Annotated in this window: 12 protein-coding genes; all 12 read right to left on the reverse strand. The window is 50.8% G+C overall.

The window, feature by feature from the left end; genetic code table 11:
- Positions 1–78: 78 nt before the first annotated feature.
- The 12 genes from F1728_RS00550 to F1728_RS00605 all read right to left on the reverse strand — a co-directional run bounded on the left by F1728_RS00550 (position 79) and on the right by F1728_RS00605 (position 18,892).
- Entirely contained in the window at positions 79–1,893 is a 1,815-nt protein-coding gene (locus F1728_RS00550) for an NPCBM/NEW2 domain-containing protein (protein WP_194242619.1), read from the reverse strand.
- A 4-nt stretch (positions 1,894–1,897) separates the two neighbouring features.
- The gene (locus F1728_RS00555) at positions 1,898–2,539 is read right to left on the reverse strand and encodes a hypothetical protein (RefSeq protein WP_155362444.1); all 642 of its coding nucleotides are present in this window, start codon (positions 2,537–2,539) and stop codon (positions 1,898–1,900) included.
- Between the two features lie 8 nt (positions 2,540–2,547).
- On the reverse strand, positions 2,548–4,008 hold the full coding sequence (locus F1728_RS00560) for a coiled-coil domain-containing protein (RefSeq protein ID WP_155362445.1): 1,461 nt from the start codon (positions 4,006–4,008) through the stop codon (positions 2,548–2,550).
- A 52-nt stretch (positions 4,009–4,060) separates the two neighbouring features.
- Positions 4,061–6,226, reverse strand: coding sequence for a mitotic spindle assembly checkpoint protein MAD1 (locus tag F1728_RS00565; protein WP_155362446.1), 2,166 nt, complete (start codon positions 6,224–6,226; stop codon positions 4,061–4,063).
- A gap of 33 nt (positions 6,227–6,259) precedes the next feature.
- Positions 6,260–8,680 (reverse strand): vWA domain-containing protein, encoded by a 2,421-nt coding sequence (locus F1728_RS00570; protein WP_155362447.1) that lies wholly within the window; start codon positions 8,678–8,680, stop codon positions 6,260–6,262.
- Between the two features lie 10 nt (positions 8,681–8,690).
- Entirely contained in the window at positions 8,691–10,832 is a 2,142-nt protein-coding gene (locus F1728_RS00575) for a BatA domain-containing protein (RefSeq protein ID WP_155362448.1), read from the reverse strand.
- 9 nt (positions 10,833–10,841) lie between these two features.
- Entirely contained in the window at positions 10,842–11,840 is a 999-nt protein-coding gene (locus F1728_RS00580; RefSeq protein WP_155362449.1) for a DUF58 domain-containing protein, read from the reverse strand.
- A complete protein-coding gene (locus F1728_RS00585; RefSeq protein ID WP_155367273.1) occupies positions 11,818–12,861 on the reverse strand; it encodes an AAA family ATPase in 1,044 nt (347 codons plus the stop codon). The genes F1728_RS00580 and F1728_RS00585 overlap by 23 nt, the downstream gene beginning before the upstream one ends.
- Before the next feature lie 59 nt (positions 12,862–12,920).
- Entirely contained in the window at positions 12,921–13,964 is a 1,044-nt protein-coding gene (locus F1728_RS00590; RefSeq protein ID WP_194242620.1) for a prenyltransferase/squalene oxidase repeat-containing protein, read from the reverse strand.
- Positions 13,965–13,987: 23 nt separating this feature from the next.
- Positions 13,988–14,845, reverse strand: coding sequence for an SIMPL domain-containing protein (locus F1728_RS00595; protein WP_194242621.1), 858 nt, complete (start codon positions 14,843–14,845; stop codon positions 13,988–13,990).
- Between the two features lie 16 nt (positions 14,846–14,861).
- Entirely contained in the window at positions 14,862–17,018 is a 2,157-nt protein-coding gene (locus tag F1728_RS00600) for an outer membrane protein assembly factor BamB family protein (protein WP_155362451.1), read from the reverse strand.
- A 401-nt stretch (positions 17,019–17,419) separates the two neighbouring features.
- A complete protein-coding gene (locus F1728_RS00605) occupies positions 17,420–18,892 on the reverse strand; it encodes a DUF1501 domain-containing protein (protein WP_155362452.1) in 1,473 nt (490 codons plus the stop codon).
- Between the last annotated feature and the right edge of the window lie 42 nt (positions 18,893–18,934).

Consider the following 18,934-nt stretch of genomic DNA (forward strand, 5'->3'; position numbering starts at 1 on the left):
TCCAGTGCTCCGCTCTTTGAAATACATTTATCTTCTGTATTCATGATGATATCTACCATTACAGCATTCAAATCTGATCTATTTCTTACTGACAGCCAGGCCCTGGGGAGATGCCCGGATCAACTGAGGTGCTCCCCAGACAAATCGGTCTCCCACATTCTGCTGTTGACCAAAATCAACCGTCAGAGTCAGTTGTTGACAACCGCTCACGTCTAAGTTGAGCGGTCCCTGCTGCGTCTGGCTGGTAAATGCCTGGTTCTCAAACAGGGTTTTCCCATCTGCCGAGACGGTCACAGCGACATTGCCGGAATCGCCGGTCCCATGCTGCAGTCCCGGGGTCACAGTGAATTTCTCGAACTGCCGGTCGAGGCGATAAACCAGGATCGTTTTTGCATGCACACACAAGCCTTTTGAAAATAACCGCTTGCCGATCTGCAGCTCTTTTCCGTTAAATGAACGGTTGATTTGGTAAGGAAAGACCTGATTAAAAAACGGCACCTCTGTTACTGTTTCTGGAATGATTTCCGTCAATGAGACAGAGCGGGCATTGATCGTTTTTACAGATTCCAGATCTTCGTTGGATACAGACAGTTTTGCCCCGCCAGGCAGGTCAATTGTCAGCTGAGAGGGATCGGTAGATGAGACCACCCCCGGCAGTTGAGAACCACCGACCAGTCGAATCAGACTGATCAGCTTAAGGCTGTTTTTTTTCTCAGTTCGTTTTTTGTGCAGCACGAGCCCTACAACGCGCTCCTGTTTGACTTCACGTTCCTCCCCCTGGTAGAGGAACCGCAGGCTCTGACTATCCATACTCACAACTTCGCCTGTCACCCGGTGAACTTTCCCATCACTGGTTCGAATGTAAGCGGTATCTTCAGTCTTCGATTCACCTTTTCGTTCAGAACGTCCTGGCTGACTGATTCCTTCTGCCTGATGCCAGACTTCCTGAATCACATCAGGCTGCAATGTAACATCAACATCCTGAGATGCGAGTGGCAGCGTCATGACAACTCCGTTTGCATCCCACTGTTTTAGTTTACCCGTCAGCTTTCCATCCTGATTAAAGGTCAGTTTCCAGCTGGATTCTTTTTTACCCTGCGATTTGCGATACAGTTCACGAGGAAACGCTCCGAGATAAAACTGTGCCTTACTGTTTTTGTCCGTATCAATCGAAAATGTATATTCGCCATCCTGCGGAATCTTGATGAGTCCCTCGTAAATAATTCCAAAATGAATCACACTGCGTTTGGTCAACAGTGCCAGTCGCGGACTGGCACCATATTTCTTCACAGACAGGTAACGCAGATCCAGAATCGATTTAACTGCCGCCGGATCAGTCCATTCCATCAGTCGGTAGGCAACATACCGTTCCGGCTGTTTCACTTCTACTGGCAAACGGAAACCAGCCTGATCCACCTGATACTCACGCGTGGCTATTTTTCTCACCTGATCCGTGACCCGTGAAAGCATCTCCCGGGGTACTTCTGCATTTTTAATCCCGGGCCCCGACATTTTGATCTCCAGCTTCGCCACCCCCAGCGTATGATAATAGGGTAGAGTAAATCGGTGATACCCTTTCCGCAGCTTGATTTTCGCGGTGCGTGGCCCACTGGTATAGCTGGGTTTCTCACCATCAATTAATAACTGACTGACGTTTTGTGGCAGGGCAGGCTCGACAAATTTGTATGATGTTACATCAAACAGGTTCACCTTCTGCTGCTGTTTCCCAACATCTACAGTCAATGAGTCAGCGGTGATACTCCTAATCTGACCGCTGATTTTTTTCCCGTCATAAAGCATTACCTCATCAGCCTGAACATGCTCCTCCAGGCCAACCAACAGCGCAGACAGCCAGACAAGACTCCATCCGGTTGATACCAGCATTCGATTCATGATTTTACTCTTGTTTATCAGTCGTCTCATTTTTCTTCAGATCCTTGTTCCGCGCCAGTCGCCGAAAGTAATCTGCGAGTATGTCTTCATAGCCGGGAGGAAAGCCCTCCGTACGTGACTGCAGAATTTTCTCGCGCTGTTTGGGCGTCAGGTCGGCCCAGTTGCGTCCTTTTTTGTCGGGTGCTCTGAGGTCTCCCTGTCCGCCAGGACCTTTTCCCAGTGTCGAAGCATTTGCCGGGCGTGATGGATTCGCCCCTGCGCCACCGCCCCCTTTCTTGCATGATTTCTCTAGCATCTCAATCAAGGTGTCCAAACGGGAAATAATCCGCGGCTGAGTTGTCCTGGCTGGTTTCTTCGTCTGGCCCTGATCGAAATCATTAATCACTGATTTAACATCGGTCTGGATATTCTTAAACGGATCTTTTAACCAGGCATCATCGCGCATCAGGGAGATGACATCCTGTTGCCCGGGAAGCGTACCTGGTGAGATTTTTCCCGGGACAGGAACTGGTTTAGAGGCCTCGATCGCCTTTTCTGTTTTCTCTGGACGATCTATGTCAGCAGCTTGTGCCGTCTCCAGCCAGAGCGTTACACAACAGACTGTCACTGCCAGGTATACATGGCTGTGTTTTAAGCAGATTTGCATGCGTCGCATCATTCACCTCCCAGACAATGAGGACAGGTCATACTGTGTAAGCGACCGGTAACCGTGTCGATTTCTTTCTGACGTACCGTTAGTAACTCGATGCGGTCTTTCAGCGAATCGCCTGTGATCTTTTTATCTGCAATCTGTCGATCAAGGCTTTCTGTCCGCTGGTGCACGGACTGCTGCATCCAACGGAGCATTTTGACCTCCGCCAGCAGCTTATTCCGATTCCCCTGACACCCCTTACATTGACCACCGCCATTCTTACTGGCTGGCCGCGAAGCTTCCTGCATCGCATCGAGCAGTGCCTGGAGGTCTTTCTCGATCTGCTGCTGATCTGCGATGATTTCCTGATCGGCCTGTCCCTGTTCCAGGCCTTCGCTGACGAATTCCATCTGTTCGCGAATCGCGCCCAGTGCAACAGGCAGGACCAGGCTGAAACGGGTCAATTCGCAGAGCTCAATCGACTCTGAGCAGAGACTGATTATCTTCTCCTCAGAATTCGACAGTCGCCTGACTGCCGCCAGTGCCTGTTTCTGCTTCTGCGCCACGCGGTCCTGCAGTTTGGTTGTAACTTCGCGAATCTGTTTCTGCTGCACAATCATATCCTGCAACTGATCCATTGCACGTTGACGAACCAGTGACTCGACTTCTTTGCGAAGTTGTTCTTCCAGTTTCTGTGTTTCCTGATACGCACGGCTCAACTGCTCTATTGCTTTTTTCTGCTCTTGTGAAGCCGGATTAGGTTTTGACTCTCCCAGTTTTTTACAGGCGCCTCCCATGCATTTGCCGGCTCCTGACAGTGAATTACAGATTCCCTGCGATGCGGCTCCGTATTCACGCAGTTGTTGCTGCAGATTTTCTGCGGACTTCTGATTGCGACGTTCACTGGTTTCCAGGGCCTTAAATTTCTCAGAATCGGTCTTTTGTGTTTTTTGCTGCTCCAGTGTGTGAGAAAGCTGCAGCTCCTCTTTTTTGATGAGTTTGTTCAAGGTTTCTCGAGAGTCAATCAATTTACGCAACTGTTCCAGTTTCAGCTCCAGACCAATATCGGCGGTCAGCAGCAGTTTTTTCAGTTCTTCCAGCAGTACCAGAATTTCCTTCTGCTCCTGGCTGGCTTGATTCAACTTCAGGTCATCCAGCATTCGGGAAGCTTCTCCCATCCGATCTAGAATCAGCTGTTCGCGAGCTTTTCGTAATCCCAGCAGTAGTCTGGCGGCGTCCTCGGGCTGCGACTCCTGAATCAGGCGGGAGAGACGAAACATCCGCTCCTCTAACTCCTGCATGTGCGCCTTGGCTTTGTCCTGTTCGAACTGAATCCGCTTCCGAGGCGTTACTTTCTCACTTGAGCTGACCGCAGTATTGGATACGGTGTCTGACTTGTCTTTAGCCTGTAGCGCTCCCAACTGAACGGTCAGTACGACCAGCCAGATCATTCCGAATTTTCTTGCCTTGTGTTTGTTTCGCATGTCCCACACCTCCATCACAGGGGGAATCAGAGTGACGCGATCGTCACGACCTTTACTTATCAAAAATGGAATCAGTCTGCTTCTTTTTGAGTTCTTCTGTTTTATCTCTCACAACCTGTTCCAGTTTAATTACAGCGTTCAACTGATTGACTACGTCGATGAAACTGTCCCATTGAGCCATATTTTTCAGGATCTGGTCCATCGTCTTTAAAATCTGGTCCTGCTGATCGGTCGGTTCTGACAGCGGTTCCGGAGTCTGGCTCCGAAGTGACTCCAGCGACTGCCGTTGCCGTTCCATCTCACGATCGTGTAGACCTTGCAATGGTTTGAGCACCGTCTGCTCGATTAACTGCCAGGTCTCCGCACCTCCCAGCTGATTCAGTTTCATCTCTTCCACAGAACTGTTTAAAGCATGGCTGACCTGTCCGACTTCCCGTCGAATCAACTGATGTTCTCGAATCCAGGCCGCTGCTTCTTCCGAATTCCGGGCCAGTTTCAATTTATCACGTAACTGCTCTGCCTGATCACGTGCCTTTCGGAGCCGTGCCCTTAATTGCTGCTGCCGCAACAGAATTTCGCGGAACAGTTCCTCAGGCTTAACCACTCGAAACACTAACTGTCGTGAGTTGGTTTTCTGACGCCCTGTGAAACAGTTGTCTTCTGCAAAACTTTGAAAGGTAATCACCGCTCCCGGATTCAGTTTCATCTCGGCAATGGAAACCCGTTGTTCATGCTCGACAACGGTCTCTCTCGCAGGATCCTCCGGTCCATAAACAGGATAATTCTGCTCATGCTTCATATTTTTCGGAGTCGATGAATCCGATACTTCTTCGGGTTCAATTGCTGATTTATTTGAAGTTGAAATCCCGGTCAAAGGAACTTCTGATGTCATCCCCACCTGCCGTATTCCAAAATCATCGCGAGCTAAGATCGAAAAGGGGATCGTTGCCTGAGGAGTAATTCGCTGCCGCAGCCCTGAATAACGAAAACTAAGCCGCGGGCTACGATCTGGTTGCACACCAATGGATACCGGACGGGGATGGGAACTGATTTCGTGCTCTGCAGAATGTAATGTCAGCCTGAAATTAACAGGCTTCTCATGCGTCCATTCTGTCTGGAAATGCTTTCCATCCGTACTGTTCCATTTTAACGAGATCTCCTCAGAATCAACGTCAATCTTCCAGACCTTCACATTCGTGGTCAGCTCCAATGTCACTTTTGACTGAGGCAGTAATCGAATATTTCCATCCGAAGCGGAAAAATGAGATACAAAAGGTTCCGAAAGACGTGGATGCGATGCACGAATCGATAAATCGGTAATCCGGGGTCGATCGATGGGAACGATTTCAAAAGGTTCTGTCCGGCCATCGCCTCCCCAGGCCTGTGCCTGAATCGGAAGTTGAACAGGGGGCAGTTCATAGCGAAAATCTCCTGCCTGAAAGCGATTCATGGTAATTGTTTCACTCTCACCATTTGCATCCTCCAGAGAGAGCCAGACACTCTCCGTCGGCTTGTCTGTATCTTCCACCTGAATCTGTAAGGTCGCCGCTTCCCCCCGTGGGAGCACCCACTGTCCTTCTTTCAGACCAACGACAATTAATCGGGTATCACGAGGCCAGGGCTGACTGGAACCGAGTAACCAGCGCGCTCCCCATAATTGTGCCGTTGCTGGCAGAACAATCAGAAAACAGACGGGGATCAGAACAGCTGCGAAAAGTCCCAGCAGACAGGCCTGGGTGTGCTTCTGGTTGATTGTTTTCTCGTAAGGATAATTGCTGAGACGCTGATAATTTTCCTGAACCGCCTGTGCGATCATCTCACCAGACTGAACTGCTTCATGCTGATGGCCCGGCAACTGTAACAGGCTAGCCACCTGAGGCGCCAGTGCCTGCTGATCATTGACCCGCCGCGCACGGTCGATCAGATTAGCCACTTCAATGGGCGAAAGAGAGACCTGGAACGGAATGTAGATATACCGCCACACCAGGTAACCGATGATCGCAAATCCCGCCAGCAGGCATCCAACACGGGTAACCAGACTCAATTCCAGCCACCAGTCAAACAGGAGTGAAAACGCAGCCAGAAACAGCAAAGCCAGACCAATTCGTGCCGCCGCTTCCAGCAGAATATGCCGGCGCAGCGCACATCCTACACGATCCAGTTTTCTGGAAATCGTGTTTTGCAGTTCTGCATATTTATGCGACTTTAGTTCGGACATCTACCGCTGACTCCTGTTGCGATATACCATCTTTTAAATCAGACGGCACCACTTTCGCAAAATCCATTCTGTAACCAGTAAACCAAAGATTAAGATATAGAAGATTGGTGCATCCCAGATTTCCTGACGTTCTTCCAGAAAGCGGGAGACTTCTTTAATTTTAAAAGCGCCTACAATGTCGTTCGTTTCTGACAACTGATAGACCCGACCTCCCGTCGAACTCGACATGGTCTCCAAATATGCTTGGTTCAGAGTCGGATTTTGCAGTTCCTGATTTGGAAATTCGACTTTTATCGGCATGGTAGCCGCCTTCACACTCGCCCCGGCTGCTTCATCTCCCATCCAGACACGGACAAAATACGTCCCAGGTGACGGCACCGGAAAGTTCGTAGAGAATTCACCTCTTTGATTGCCTTCTGTCAACGTCAGTGGAATCGGCTGTTCATCACCGCGCTCCACTTCACCGTATAAACGCTGTAGACCAGGCTCGATCTGGCTCTCATCCAGAAAACGGGCGACTACCTTAGCCTGTTCTCCGGGCTGGTACTGTGCCTGTGGCATCGAAAGCCGGAAAGGGTAATTCCCTCCCAGTTGTTTGCTTCTGCCGGCCCGATCCACGACTCGTGCCCAGAATCCGTCAAACAACTGCTCATTCAGATACCGCCAGCGATAGGTACTGTCAAAACCGATAAAAATCGACCAGCCGGGTCCCACGCGTTGCGAGGCGATCAGAACCTCCTGACCGTATTCATTTCGCATGCGGGGATCCGCATGAACCGCGAGCACCGTCGCCCCCGGTTTCGCTTTGGTCACAGGAAAGTGCCAGAACATACCGGGTAAATTTTTCAGAAGCTGCTCATTTGCCTGACGATCACTGGCAAAGTTAAAAATGGGATCCTGGACTCCCTGAGTAGTCACATCCAGTTTCCAGGGAGAGCGAGCACTCAAGCGAATCTGAACTTGAGAACGAAAGAGTCCCGGCTCTCGAATAACGGGCAATAAGTTTAACCAGTCCAGGGTAGGATCAGACTGATGATCGAACATACTCGCAGTCTGCATTTCACCGGCAATATAGACCAGTCCGCCTCCTGCTTTGGTCACAAAATTCGTAAGCAACTCCGGAAAATTAACGGGCCAGCCGTTGGGGTCAGGATCGTACAATATCACGCAGTCATAATCGTTGAGTTCTTCCTGAGTGACCGGCAGACGACGAATTGGCAGATCGCCCGGATGTTCATAGGTTTTATCAGCCGCCATGAGCCAGGTCGAAAGATTAATCTGGCGATCCCGTAAAAACGTATTTCGCAGAAACTGAACTTCAGGAAAGGTCGATCCTGCAATAAACAGGACATTCAACCGCTGTCGAATCACGCGTACTTCGGCGGAGGCCAGATTATCATCCTGCGAGATTTCCGGCCCCGCATCGATAATATTTGCTCGAAATTCGACCTTACCGGTTTTTGTTTCAGTGAACTGATACGTCCGCGGTTGTAACTGGCCTTCAAGGTTAAGCACGACATCCTCGCGAATGAATTCCTGCCAGGGGCCACCATTGCGTCGCTGTTCAATCAGCAGGGTCGCAGATTGAGTCTGCATTCCCCGTGATTCAATATGCACCGTGAGCTGATTCGCATCCTGCACAAATATCACCGGGCTGACTTCGAGTTCTGTAATCGCGACATTCCGCGGTCCATCTGTTGTCCCCATACCAACCGCAACCAGAGGGATTCCTTCATCAGACAGCATCTGCAAGACTTCTTCCGGGGGTTCTCCAGACGTCGATTGTCCATCGCTGATCAGTAAAACCCCCGAGAGAGGCATCCCGGAATAGGAAAGCAGTGCCTGGCGAAGAGAACTGGCGATAGCAGTCGCATTTCCACCGGCGCGCCATTCCTCAGAGTCTGATAATGCCTCTGGATTGAACTTATCATTGAACCCATGCAGGTGGACCGTGCGTTTTCCGTCAGCAGACAGGTCTTTCAGAAACGATGGTGTCACCATTTTCTGTGCAAGTTGCAGGCGGTTCATTCTGCGGAGAACATCCACGTCTGACGACATCCCCAGACTGCGTGCCATTTCCATGGCCCGTTCTTCATCCTGCCAGGCATCCTTCAGCGACATGGACTGCGATGTATCCAACAGGACCAGCAGATGCGAAGGAATTTTTTCCTCTTTACTCAATACCAGAATTGGTTCGAGCAGCATGGCAATCACCAGCAGGACCAGAGCGATTCGGATTGAGTACAACAGACAGCGGCGGAGCAGGGGTATCTGCCTTGCATCCCGTTGATACAACCACCAGCCGCCAGCTACCAGTACGACGACTCCCAGAATCAGAAAGAGCATCCGATCTCCTGAAGGCAAGCCAACCCACTGCGCGGACCACTGGCCACCTTCGGCCCAGGTCGAGGATTGAATACCAAACAGTTTTTCCAGAAATCGGTTCAAGTTCACAACTCTTTCTTTAGCGACGACGACCAATCCAGGCCGCCAGCAGACTCTCGGAAATCAGACAACCCAGTAATACGACTGCCAGGTATCGCCATAATTCAGTCCCGGCTGTCGATAAGTCCATTTCTTTTCCCTGATAACGAATCAGCTTTAAAGGCATGCGCCCCAGATACTGCTGCAATTCCTGCTCATTCAGCCTTTCCTGTAATGAATCTTCCACATTCGCATTGATGGCAAATTTCTGTGTCTGCCCGCCAGATTGTGTGTCTTGCCACGTTGCTTCCACGACGCCTGAAAAACGAATCGGATCGGAGCTGAGAATTGTTTTCGATTCCCCTTCCATACCAAAACGGACCTCCAGGGGTTTCAAGTCACGATCCAACCAGACCAGTTCACCAGACTGAGGCGCGGTAATCGTCTCCAGTTCCAGGTGGATCGGTTCACCGGCAATCAGATTCTCGCCCCGTTGAATTTCCGCCGCGATTTCCTGTGCCGCTACCCGCATGGCCAGAACAAAACTCGCCTCTGCTGGCCAGTCGCTCCAGCTTTTATCTGCTGAAATTGTCCAGAACAGGACGCGACCTTCACCAAAACGCTTTTCCAGAACAGCAGGAGACTGCTGGGGATCATTCCAGCGTGCCAACACGTTAACCTGACGCTGTCCTTCACCTTGCTCCAGAACAACATCCGCAAATCGATGGGGACGCACGCGACTCAACAGTTCCGGAGTCAGGTTCTTCAGTAACTCAATCGGAGAATCAGCGATTGGTTCGATAACCAGCCCTTGCGCCTGCAGATCTCGAATCTGATTGATTTTTGCCGGTAGGAGTCCACTTCCCCCTTTAAACAATCGTTCGTTATAGAGTTGCAAGTCACACTGATCACCGGCAAAAATCATTAAACCGGTTCCCAGAGAGACCAGTTCTTCCAGTTCCGCGACGCGCTCCTTTGACAGCTGATCCACATTGGCCAGGACGATCAGATCCGGGGCTGTTAATAACTGTGACTTCCAGGTTAAACTTTCCGTTTGTGTCACCTGCCAGTTTGAATTTCCGGCTGACAGAGCCAGCGCCAGAAAATCAGTTTCACTCTCGAAAGGATTCAACCCGGGTTCGCCGTCCACAAGAACGACATCGACCATCTGACGAACATTGATCAGTTTGCTGCGAACGTTGTCTTCCATCAAGGAATCCGCAGGAATGGACAGTGTTACCACGTGTTGGCCCGGTTCATCAAAACGCACACTCACGGGGACAGTCACCGTTTTTTCTGCTGGAATTTCGGGCAGGGTCACTGGAGTAACATTACCGTCCACGTCTAACAATGCCTGACCAGACTTAAGCGGTTCTGTACTAGAATTTTCGATGACGGCAGTCAATTTAACTTCCTGATCGACCAGTGCGATTCGGCTGTCCTGCTCAAGCGAACGTAGTACGCGGTTTCCTGTCGGCTCATTTCCGATATCGATAAATCGCAACGTTACTTGTTCGCCCGACCAGCGGTCACAAAGATCGCGCACTTCAGAAGTCCAACCTGCCGACCAGAGATCGGTAACAATAATCACTTCTTTAATCGGGAATGTGGCTTCTTTCAGTTGGCGATCTACTTCCTCTAAGGTAGAAATCCAGTGACTGGCCATCTGGCTGGAATTAATCTCATTGATGCGCGCAATCAACTGGTCCCGCTCTTTCTCTGTCAGATGCGCCATCCGTACGAGGGGTTGCTCCGGTTGAGAAGCCAGCACCACCGATACCGAATCCTGCGGACCCAACTGGTTCAAAACCTGCCGAACTGCATTTTGTGCCCGGCTGAAGGCAGACTGTTCGCCGGTCTGATAAGACATACTCAGAGAATCATCCAGAATGATCACGCGGCTTGCCCGACCTTCCACCGCCAGGAACCCCGCCAGATTTGTGCCTGAACTGATGGGACGCGCCACCGCCAGAAACAGAGCCAGAACCGCCAGTGTTCGAATCGCAAGCAAGAGCCACTGTTCCAGCCGTAAGCGCCGACGATTTGTCTTCAGGGTCAATTTCAGATATTCCATGGGCGCCCAGTCCACGCGGATAAACCGTCTCCGGTTTAGCAGGTGAATAATGATCGGTGCGGTTGCCAGAACCGTTCCCGTCAAAAGTAAGGGAGCCAGAAAATGCATTGAAACTGGTTACTCACTTTCTGATGATTGACCTGCTCTGGGATCGAGAGCAGGGGAGTCTAATGTCTGATTATCTGAACCGGTAGATCCACCGAGAGACGCCATTCGTCCCCGATGTGTTTTCGCTCCTGCAAACTGTCGATTGTGTAAATAGCTGCTCAAAACCCTGCTCAAATTGGCGTCGGTAAATATCTGCAGATAGTCGATACCACAAAACTGACAGCGCTGGCGCGTCTCCTGAATAAACTCTTCCATGGCTGCCTGATACGCCTTATGAAAGGCCCATGGTTCGGCAAAGATCTCTTCTTCGCCCTCGATATCCTTGAAGATCACAGAATCTTTGAATGGAAGCTCAACCTCATCACGGTGCAGTACGTGCATCACAATCACCTCATGTCCTGCGTATTGCAGCTTGCCCAGCGACTCGTAAAATCGATCCAGTGGTGTCAGGAGATCAGACAGGACCACAACAATGCCTCGACGGTAAATCTGATCCGCGACCTGGGCGACAGCCGGACCAATGTCGGTTTCTCCCTGGAGTTTGGTCTGCTGCAGCACTTCCATGAATTTGGCCAGATGGGAGGCAGTACTCCCTGTCCGCAGATCTTCCTGAACACGATCATTAAGTATCGCCAGTCCGACCGCATCACGCTGTTTCAATAAAACAGATGACAGCGAGACGGCGATTGTTGCTGCACAATCATACTTGGAAAAGTCAGGACCGCCGTACTTCATCGAGGCTGAAGAATCGACAATAAAGACGGCACGTAAATTCGACTCTTCTTCAAAACGTTTAATATAAAACCGGTCCGAACGGGCATACGCTTTCCAGTCCAGGTTCTTCAAATCATCACCGGGTGTGTAGCTGCGATAGTCGGCAAATTCCGGAGAGAGACCGTGCAGGGGACTGCGGTGCAGGCCAGCTATCGAACCCTCAACCGGTTGGCGGGCCTTGAACCCAATCCCGGTCAGACTGCCAGCGATCTCAGGATTTAAGTATGTGTTCAAACTGACCATCCTTTCCGGCAGTGCTCTGGTGTAATGGAGTTTCCGCGATCAGTTTTTCAATTACGGTATCCGGAGTCTGGCCTTCCGACTCGGCGTTGTAAGACAGAACAATCCGGTGGCGCAAAACTGCCTTGGCAACCGCCTGCAGATCTTCCACAGAGACTTCAGGTCGACCATACAGAGCAGCCCGGGCCTTGGCTGCCAGAATCAGCGACTGGCCGCCACGTGGCCCCGCTCCCCAGAGTACCCAGCGATTAATGAACTCCAGAGCATCTTCGCTGTCGCGGCGTGTCGCCCGGATCAGGTCCATGGTGTAATCCACCAGAAAATCGCTGATGGGAACCCGGCGTACCAGATGCTGGAGTTCCAGCACTTCTTCTCCCGTCAAGGTGGCTGCCGGCTCCGACTGTTCTTCTCCAGTCACTGTTTTATAAATCTGTCTTTCTTCATCGCGAGTGGGATACCGGACGATAATCTTCATCAGAAACCGGTCCAGCTGCGCCTCGGGAAGGGGGTAGGTTCCTTCCTGTTCAATCGGGTTCTGGGTTGCAAGCACAAAAAACGGCCGGGGGAGCTGGTAATGTTTCGTCCCTGCGGAAATGTTCTTTTCCTGCATCCCCTGCAGTAAAGCCGCCTGTGTTTTGGGAGGTGTCCGGTTAATTTCATCTGCCAGCAACAGATTGGTGAAAATCGGCCCTTCTATAAACCGGAACTCACGCGTTCCAGTCTGTCGATCTTCGTAAATCACATCGGTCCCGGTAATATCGGCGGGCATCAGGTCGGGAGTGAACTGGATACGACCAAAGTCCAGCGACAGACTTTTAGCCAGCGTAGAGACCAGCAACGTCTTCGCCAGGCCCGGGACTCCTTCCAGAATACAGTGTCCCCCCGCAAGAATGCTGACCAGCAACTGCTCGACGACATCATCCTGACCAACTACGACCGTGCGAATCTGTTCGCGAATCCGTTCCTGAGCGGCTTTGAGCTTCTCCAAAGCTGCCATATCTGGTGCTGTTTTCATTTCAGACAAGATTCACTCCCTGTTCTACCAGCCTGTCTGCTGGTCACAATACATGTCGATTAACGTTGATATATTGGCAAAAACTTATAAGGCAGTTGTAAAACGATTAAGGCGACGCTGGTTCCAAAAATGGGACCGACTCCATCGCCGTTCCAACTGCCGTTGGATGCCTGTGATTTGATGAGACTGTCGCGCTGCCCCGGGAAGTAGGCATCCCAATAATCATCGCCTGCCTGGTAAAACGCCTGCGAGGCATAGAGGTTCAAATAAAAATAATGTCCCGACTGAAATCCACTTTTTCGATTTTTGAACTGTCCGTAAACATATTCCATACATTCTTCGGCCAGCGGTGATTCATATTCCCCGGCGGAATAGAGACAGGTAATTGCAGCAGCGGATATCGGCAGACGGGTATCATTACCAGAATGATATGAGTAGCGGATTCCTCCCTCAGGTGTCTGACAGAGTTCCAGATACCGGACCGCATTCTGAATTGTCCCCTTGGGTACGGTAAAGCCTGCATTGTGCGCAGCCCGGAGTCCCTGCATCTGGGTGACGGTCACACTGCCTTCATCTCCTCCCCCCGGGGTATAAATCCAGCCTCCTAAAGGGCTCTGTCCCGAAGAGGTCAACTGGATTCCATCCTTGACCACTTTGGCAATCCGGGCGCGGACTTTTGCGTCTGTCTCCATCCCATATACGCTGGAGAGAAACAGCAACGAAAATCCATGCCCGTACATGGGGCGCCCATTTTCCGCGCCGGCTGCGATCAGACCGTTTTGCTGGGCCTGACTCAGCACATACTCGGTCGCTTTCCGCACCTGATCGGCATAAGGGCCTCGGGTCGACGTATTTCCATTGGCCAGAAAGGCAATTCCTGCCAGCGAAGTCATCGAGACGGGATAGGTACTACCATCCTGGGTTGTTTGAAAACTGCCACTGGTTGTCTGCTGTTTCGCCAGATAGTCGAGCCCCCGTTGAATTGACTTGACGGTTGCTGGAGTGACGTGCCGGGGCAGTATTTCCTGCGCCTGGATCTGCGTAAAGCTACACAGCAGAAACAGCCCACCGGCAACAATCCTGATGATTACAGAAATACTCATTTGACGCCCGTTTTATTAAGAATTCATTCGAGAGCATAAGTAACGCGAACGACGGCAGAGACAGGGATCGCTTTCAATAGTGCAGAGGACTGCTCCTCGGACTGACCGCCCCCCATCCCCAGCACAGCCAGATATTGTGCCAGCATCTGACTGGAACTGTCGCTGCTCTTTTGGTTTGGATCCACCGTATTAATGGCCACAACTTTCCCGAGTTTGCCACCTGCCAGTTTTGCCAGTGCCTCCGCCTGAGAGCGTGCATCTTCCAGGGCCTTGGCATAAGCTTTGTTTTTCAAGTCTTCCACGTTTTGAATTTTAAAGGCAACCATCGTGTTGCGTGCTTTTGAAGCATTATAAGTCCCCGGCACCATGGGAGTCGTATCATTACCAATCACCACTCCCGCATCTTTGCCGGCATCAACAATCCGAACGATGATTTCCAGCAGTTCTTCGGGGCTCAGCTTATCAACTCCCGTCAGACGTAACTTGAGTGTTTCTGAGACCGATAACTCCTGAGACTGCGTATTATTCACAGCCATGCCCCGCATCATGGCCTGCATCTGACTGGCATTTAAGGACGAGTAGAGTGACATCCCATCCCCCTGAATGACCAGTCCAGGTATCTTCAGATTTTTAAATGCATCCTCGGCCCGGCGTCGATTTCCGTGATACTTGGTAACAGCATCTCCCGCCAGTTGGCCCTGACCGATGACCAGTCCGGTCATTTCGACGACCGTTGGTTTCTGTTCAACAATACCAGTCCCTACAACGGTAATCCCGGTTTCACCTTCAGCAGCGACTGGTGACAGTTGAGCAAAGCAGGGCAGAGCCAGCGTCAGTAAAAACAAGCTTCGAATTTGTGACAGGAGTAACTTACCACACATATTACATTCCATCTGATTAAGGTTCTGATGTTGGTGTTTCTTTTGACTTCTGTTTTCCAGCGGGAGTGGAGGGGTATGCGGTCACAGCCTGATTGGAAATACAAAGCATTAATCCCTGTTTCAGTCTGATCGTCCCTCCCAACGAACTCAGATCGTGCCCTCGATAGATATCAAGAATATCCCCATTTGATTTTGAAATCTCGAAGACTCCCCGGCTGGTAAATATCCAGGCGTGCTGCGGATCAATGACGGCACTCAAGCCTCCTGCCGCGATAGGCAGAGAAACCGCCCAGTTCAGACGGCTCGTTTCGCGATTCAAGGCCTCCAGTTCCCTGGAGAGCAGATAGACATTTTGATCATCAATTCCCACCAGTTGAGCAGCCGCTTTGATGGGGCGTTTCCAGACCACTTTCTTGGCAGCCAGATCCAGGGCATAGACCTCGCTGGCCCCTTCTTCTTTAAAATAAAGCAGATTGTTATCGCAGTACATCTGCCCTCTGGAATGCAGTTGTACTTCCTCTTTGGCAGCTGCATAGTAATAATTGGAAGTCGTCTGATTCATGGGATAGGGATAACGGAATACCCAGTTGATAGACCTGCCAGACAGGGATATATCAAACAGTGCTCCATTATTGGTGAGTACCAGAAGTGACTCTCCATTCAGTTTGAGCACGGGAGAGGGCATGTCTTCCATCCCGTTTGTAGAGCTGCCTGCCACGACAGATCCCAGGGGAATCCCCCACTCCTTCTTTCCCGTCTTCAACGACAGGCAACTCAAATTGAGTTGTTTACTGTTTTGCTGGTGCGAGATTGTATAAATCTGCTCTGCAACAACCAGAGGTTCACAGATATAGCTTTCGTTATTCACACTGGTTTGCCAGACTTCTTTGCCCGTCTTTTTCTGATAGGCAACCAGCCGAAAACAGGCACGGTAGCGGTTCATTTCCTTCTGAGGGATCAGAGTCGCGAGTACATAATCTCCACTCACGGCAATATGATACTGATTCAGATGGCTGGACTGATGAAAACTATAGTTGTTTAAATGATTTCCCAGATCCTTGAACTTAGCGTTCCTCCAGAGCAGCTTCCCGGACTTCAAATCGAGACCAAAACAGACGCCATAGTAGTTTATATAGGCATGCTGCTGATCAACGGCTATGGGAGGAACGTAGGTTGCATACGATTTGCTGCGGCCGTAATAATCTGATTGAGAATTCTGCAGCGCCTGTTCCACACTCTGATCCAGAAAATGCAACTGCCAGTGCGGTTGAGAATCAGATTCGGGTAACTGGAATGACTGAGAGACCGACTTTGGGTCATTGGATTTCGAAGAAGCAACAGAAGACACATTCTGCTGCGGCAGTAAAGACCTCAAATAAGGTACCGGATCAAGGGCATTGCCTCCCAGGGTCACTTTCTGACCAGGAAACTGTTGCGCGATCACTTCAATTGCTGCAGCAGCCCGTTCTGTTCGTGCGCCTCGGATCAACGCCAGCGCATGCTTTACATTCAAATCCAGTTCCGGCAGGCTGGTATCAGGATGATGCTCGAGAATCGAGCGCCAGTATTCGGCCGCCTGAAGAAAATCTCCCCGTTCAAAAGCCTGATTTCCCAGCAGGTCAGCGACTTCATCACCAATCGATGTCAAAAAATACTGGTAATAAATCTCGGTTGCCCGCTTTTCGGCATCAGCGGAATACAGCGGATGTTTTTCCGAGAGCTCAGCAAACTCCTTGCGGGCTTTGCCATCATAGAAGAGTCGATATGCTTCTCGCCCTTCTGGTGGAAGTGAAGTCAGGGCTCGAAAGATCCGCTGATTGGCATCAATCAGAAAACCATCCTGAGTCGGGAGCAGGGCGGAACTGGATTGAGAAGCAGACAGATCCTTGATCGTCGTCAGTGCTTTTTCCCACATCTGATGACGCACATAGCGTTCAAAGTCATCCAGCAGATTCAGTTTCTTTTCATCGACAGAAATACTGAAACCCGGAATCTTGTGCGGGGACGTCTCGGGGGGCTGCACTGCAGCCTCGGCCACGCCAACTTCGACAGCGACTTGCCCGGGAAGCTCTCTGGGAATCAGCAGCAGAGTTGGCAGTATCAGCCAGCCGATGATGAGCGTGAATCGATCATTTATGAACTGTAAACAGATAATGGGCGCACCTTTATCCAACAAAATCCATCCTGCAAATGAGAATGGGCCTGACGGTCTGGTTAGTCAATCAGTTTTTAATTGGCGCGATCTGTCAGAACATCAAATAGGATCGATGTGGGGTGGATTGAGTTCCCGGTTTATGAATCAATTTCACGGCTTTTCAAAAACCTGCAACTCTGTCCAAGTCAGCCCTGACGTTGTTAAATCATTGTACACCAGATTGAGTTCATTAATTCAAGCATAATTTGTCCCGTTTTTCTCTTTTTAAAATCTTTCTTAGGTAGTGACCTGGCCTACCGACGATTTGATTTCGGGTCAGCAGCAGAAATGACGACTAGAATTGCGCTCTATTAACGAAAACAGGCCCGCCTCTGAGATACAGAGACAGGCCTGATTCAAGATAAAATTATATTAGCCGTTTATCCCATCAGTTTGGTAACGGCTTGTGCTTTCACCAGTTCGCGTGGCTGATTCAGGTGATTATAGACGATGGTTTCGGGGTTGATTCCGAACGAATGATAGATCGTTGCCAGCAGTTCCCGTGGATGAACGGGATCCTTACGCGGACTGGAACCGGTCTTATCGGATTCGCCGTGAACATATCCCCGTTTCATCCCGGCCCCTGCGAGCAGAGATGTGTAACAGTAGGGCCAGTGATCTCGACCGTCGTCACTGTTTGAGTTCCCTGAAGTACTGACACCGCGTTGAGGACTGCGGCCAAATTCACCCACTGCCACAACCAGTGTTTCGTCCAGTGTGCCCCGATCATACAGGTCAGAAATCAGACTGGCGAGTCCCTGGTCAAACATGGGAGCAGACTGGTTCTTCAATCGATTTGTCAATCCAGTATGGACGTCCCAGGAATGGTTATTTGAATTCGCGACTTTTGGCCAGACAACTTCCACCACCCGTGTCCCGGCTTCTACCAGACGCCGAGCCAGCAGGAGGCTCTGACCAAAGGTGTTGCGCCCGTACTTGTCGCGGACCGCATCAGACTCCTGATCCAGGGCAAAGGCATCGCGGGCTCGACCCGAAATGACCAGATCCAAGGCCCGTGAATAGTACTTATCGAGCTTGTAATCTTCGACAGCCTTGTTCAGCTGAGGCATACCCTGGTTGATGGTATCCCGCAGACTGGCACGACGCTGCAACCGGGATGTGTAGACATCCGGACGCAACTTCAGATCATCGACGCTGATCCGGTCCATCTTATTCATATCCATATCGTCTCCCGGTGGATAGAGATAGTACGGATCATAGGCACGTCCCAGGAAACCGGCTGTCCCGGCTTTCCCGACCACATTACTCTCCTGCAGCGGTCTTGGAAGCATCACGAACGGCAGCATGGGTACCTGTGGTGGCTGGATCCGAATAATGTTTGAACCAAAGTTCGGGAAGTCTTTGGGACTTGGTGGTTCCAACTGTCCGGAAGGGCTAACCTTATCTGTGGTATAGCCTGTCAGCATCTGATAGATGGCGGCAGTATGATTGAACAGCCCCTTGGGAGTATAACTCATGGAGCGAATCATGGTGAACTTGTCATTCTGCTGCGCCAGATTCGGCAAGAGTTCGGTGAACTGCACACCAGGCAGCTTTGTCGAAATCGGCTGGAAGACACTCCGCACGTTATCGGGAACGTTTTCCTTGGGATCCCACAGGTCCAGATGACTGGGACCGCCCTGCAGGAAGATCAGAATGACACTTTTGGCTTTCGCCCAGCCGGGGCCGCCTCCGCCTTCATTACTGTTGGCAGCAGCTTCCTGTAACTGGAGCATGGTTCCCAGCCCCATGCCCATCATACTGGAACCGCCAACTCGCAGCAGATCACGACGGGAAATTTGACTTCGAGACTCGCACGGCTCCTTGCCTGATTGACCTGGAATGATCAGCATTTCTGTGTCTCCTCAGTTTTTGTTAGAGAACTGTTTTTGAAT

It is taken from the genome of Gimesia benthica (assembly GCF_009720525.1).
Classification (GTDB): Bacteria; Planctomycetota; Planctomycetia; order Planctomycetales; family Planctomycetaceae; genus Gimesia; species Gimesia benthica.

Bases quoted from the DNA above. Each gene is read 5' to 3' on its own strand.
- F1728_RS00550 (WP_194242619.1), bottom strand. From the start codon at position 1,893: ATGAATCGAATGCTGGTATCAACCGGATGGAGTCTTGTCTGGCTGTCT.
- F1728_RS00555 (WP_155362444.1), bottom strand. From the start codon at position 2,539: ATGCAAATCTGCTTAAAACACAGCCATGTATACCTGGCAGTGACAGTC.
- F1728_RS00560 (WP_155362445.1), bottom strand. From the start codon at position 4,008: ATGCGAAACAAACACAAGGCAAGAAAATTCGGAATGATCTGGCTGGTC.
- F1728_RS00565 (WP_155362446.1), bottom strand. From the start codon at position 6,226: ATGTCCGAACTAAAGTCGCATAAATATGCAGAACTGCAAAACACGATT.
- F1728_RS00575 (WP_155362448.1), bottom strand. From the start codon at position 10,832: ATGCATTTTCTGGCTCCCTTACTTTTGACGGGAACGGTTCTGGCAACC.
- F1728_RS00585 (WP_155367273.1), bottom strand. From the start codon at position 12,861: ATGAAAACAGCACCAGATATGGCAGCTTTGGAGAAGCTCAAAGCCGCT.
- F1728_RS00590 (WP_194242620.1), bottom strand. From the start codon at position 13,964: ATGAGTATTTCTGTAATCATCAGGATTGTTGCCGGTGGGCTGTTTCTG.
- F1728_RS00595 (WP_194242621.1), bottom strand. From the start codon at position 14,845: ATGTGTGGTAAGTTACTCCTGTCACAAATTCGAAGCTTGTTTTTACTG.
- F1728_RS00605 (WP_155362452.1), bottom strand. From the start codon at position 18,892: ATGCTGATCATTCCAGGTCAATCAGGCAAGGAGCCGTGCGAGTCTCGA.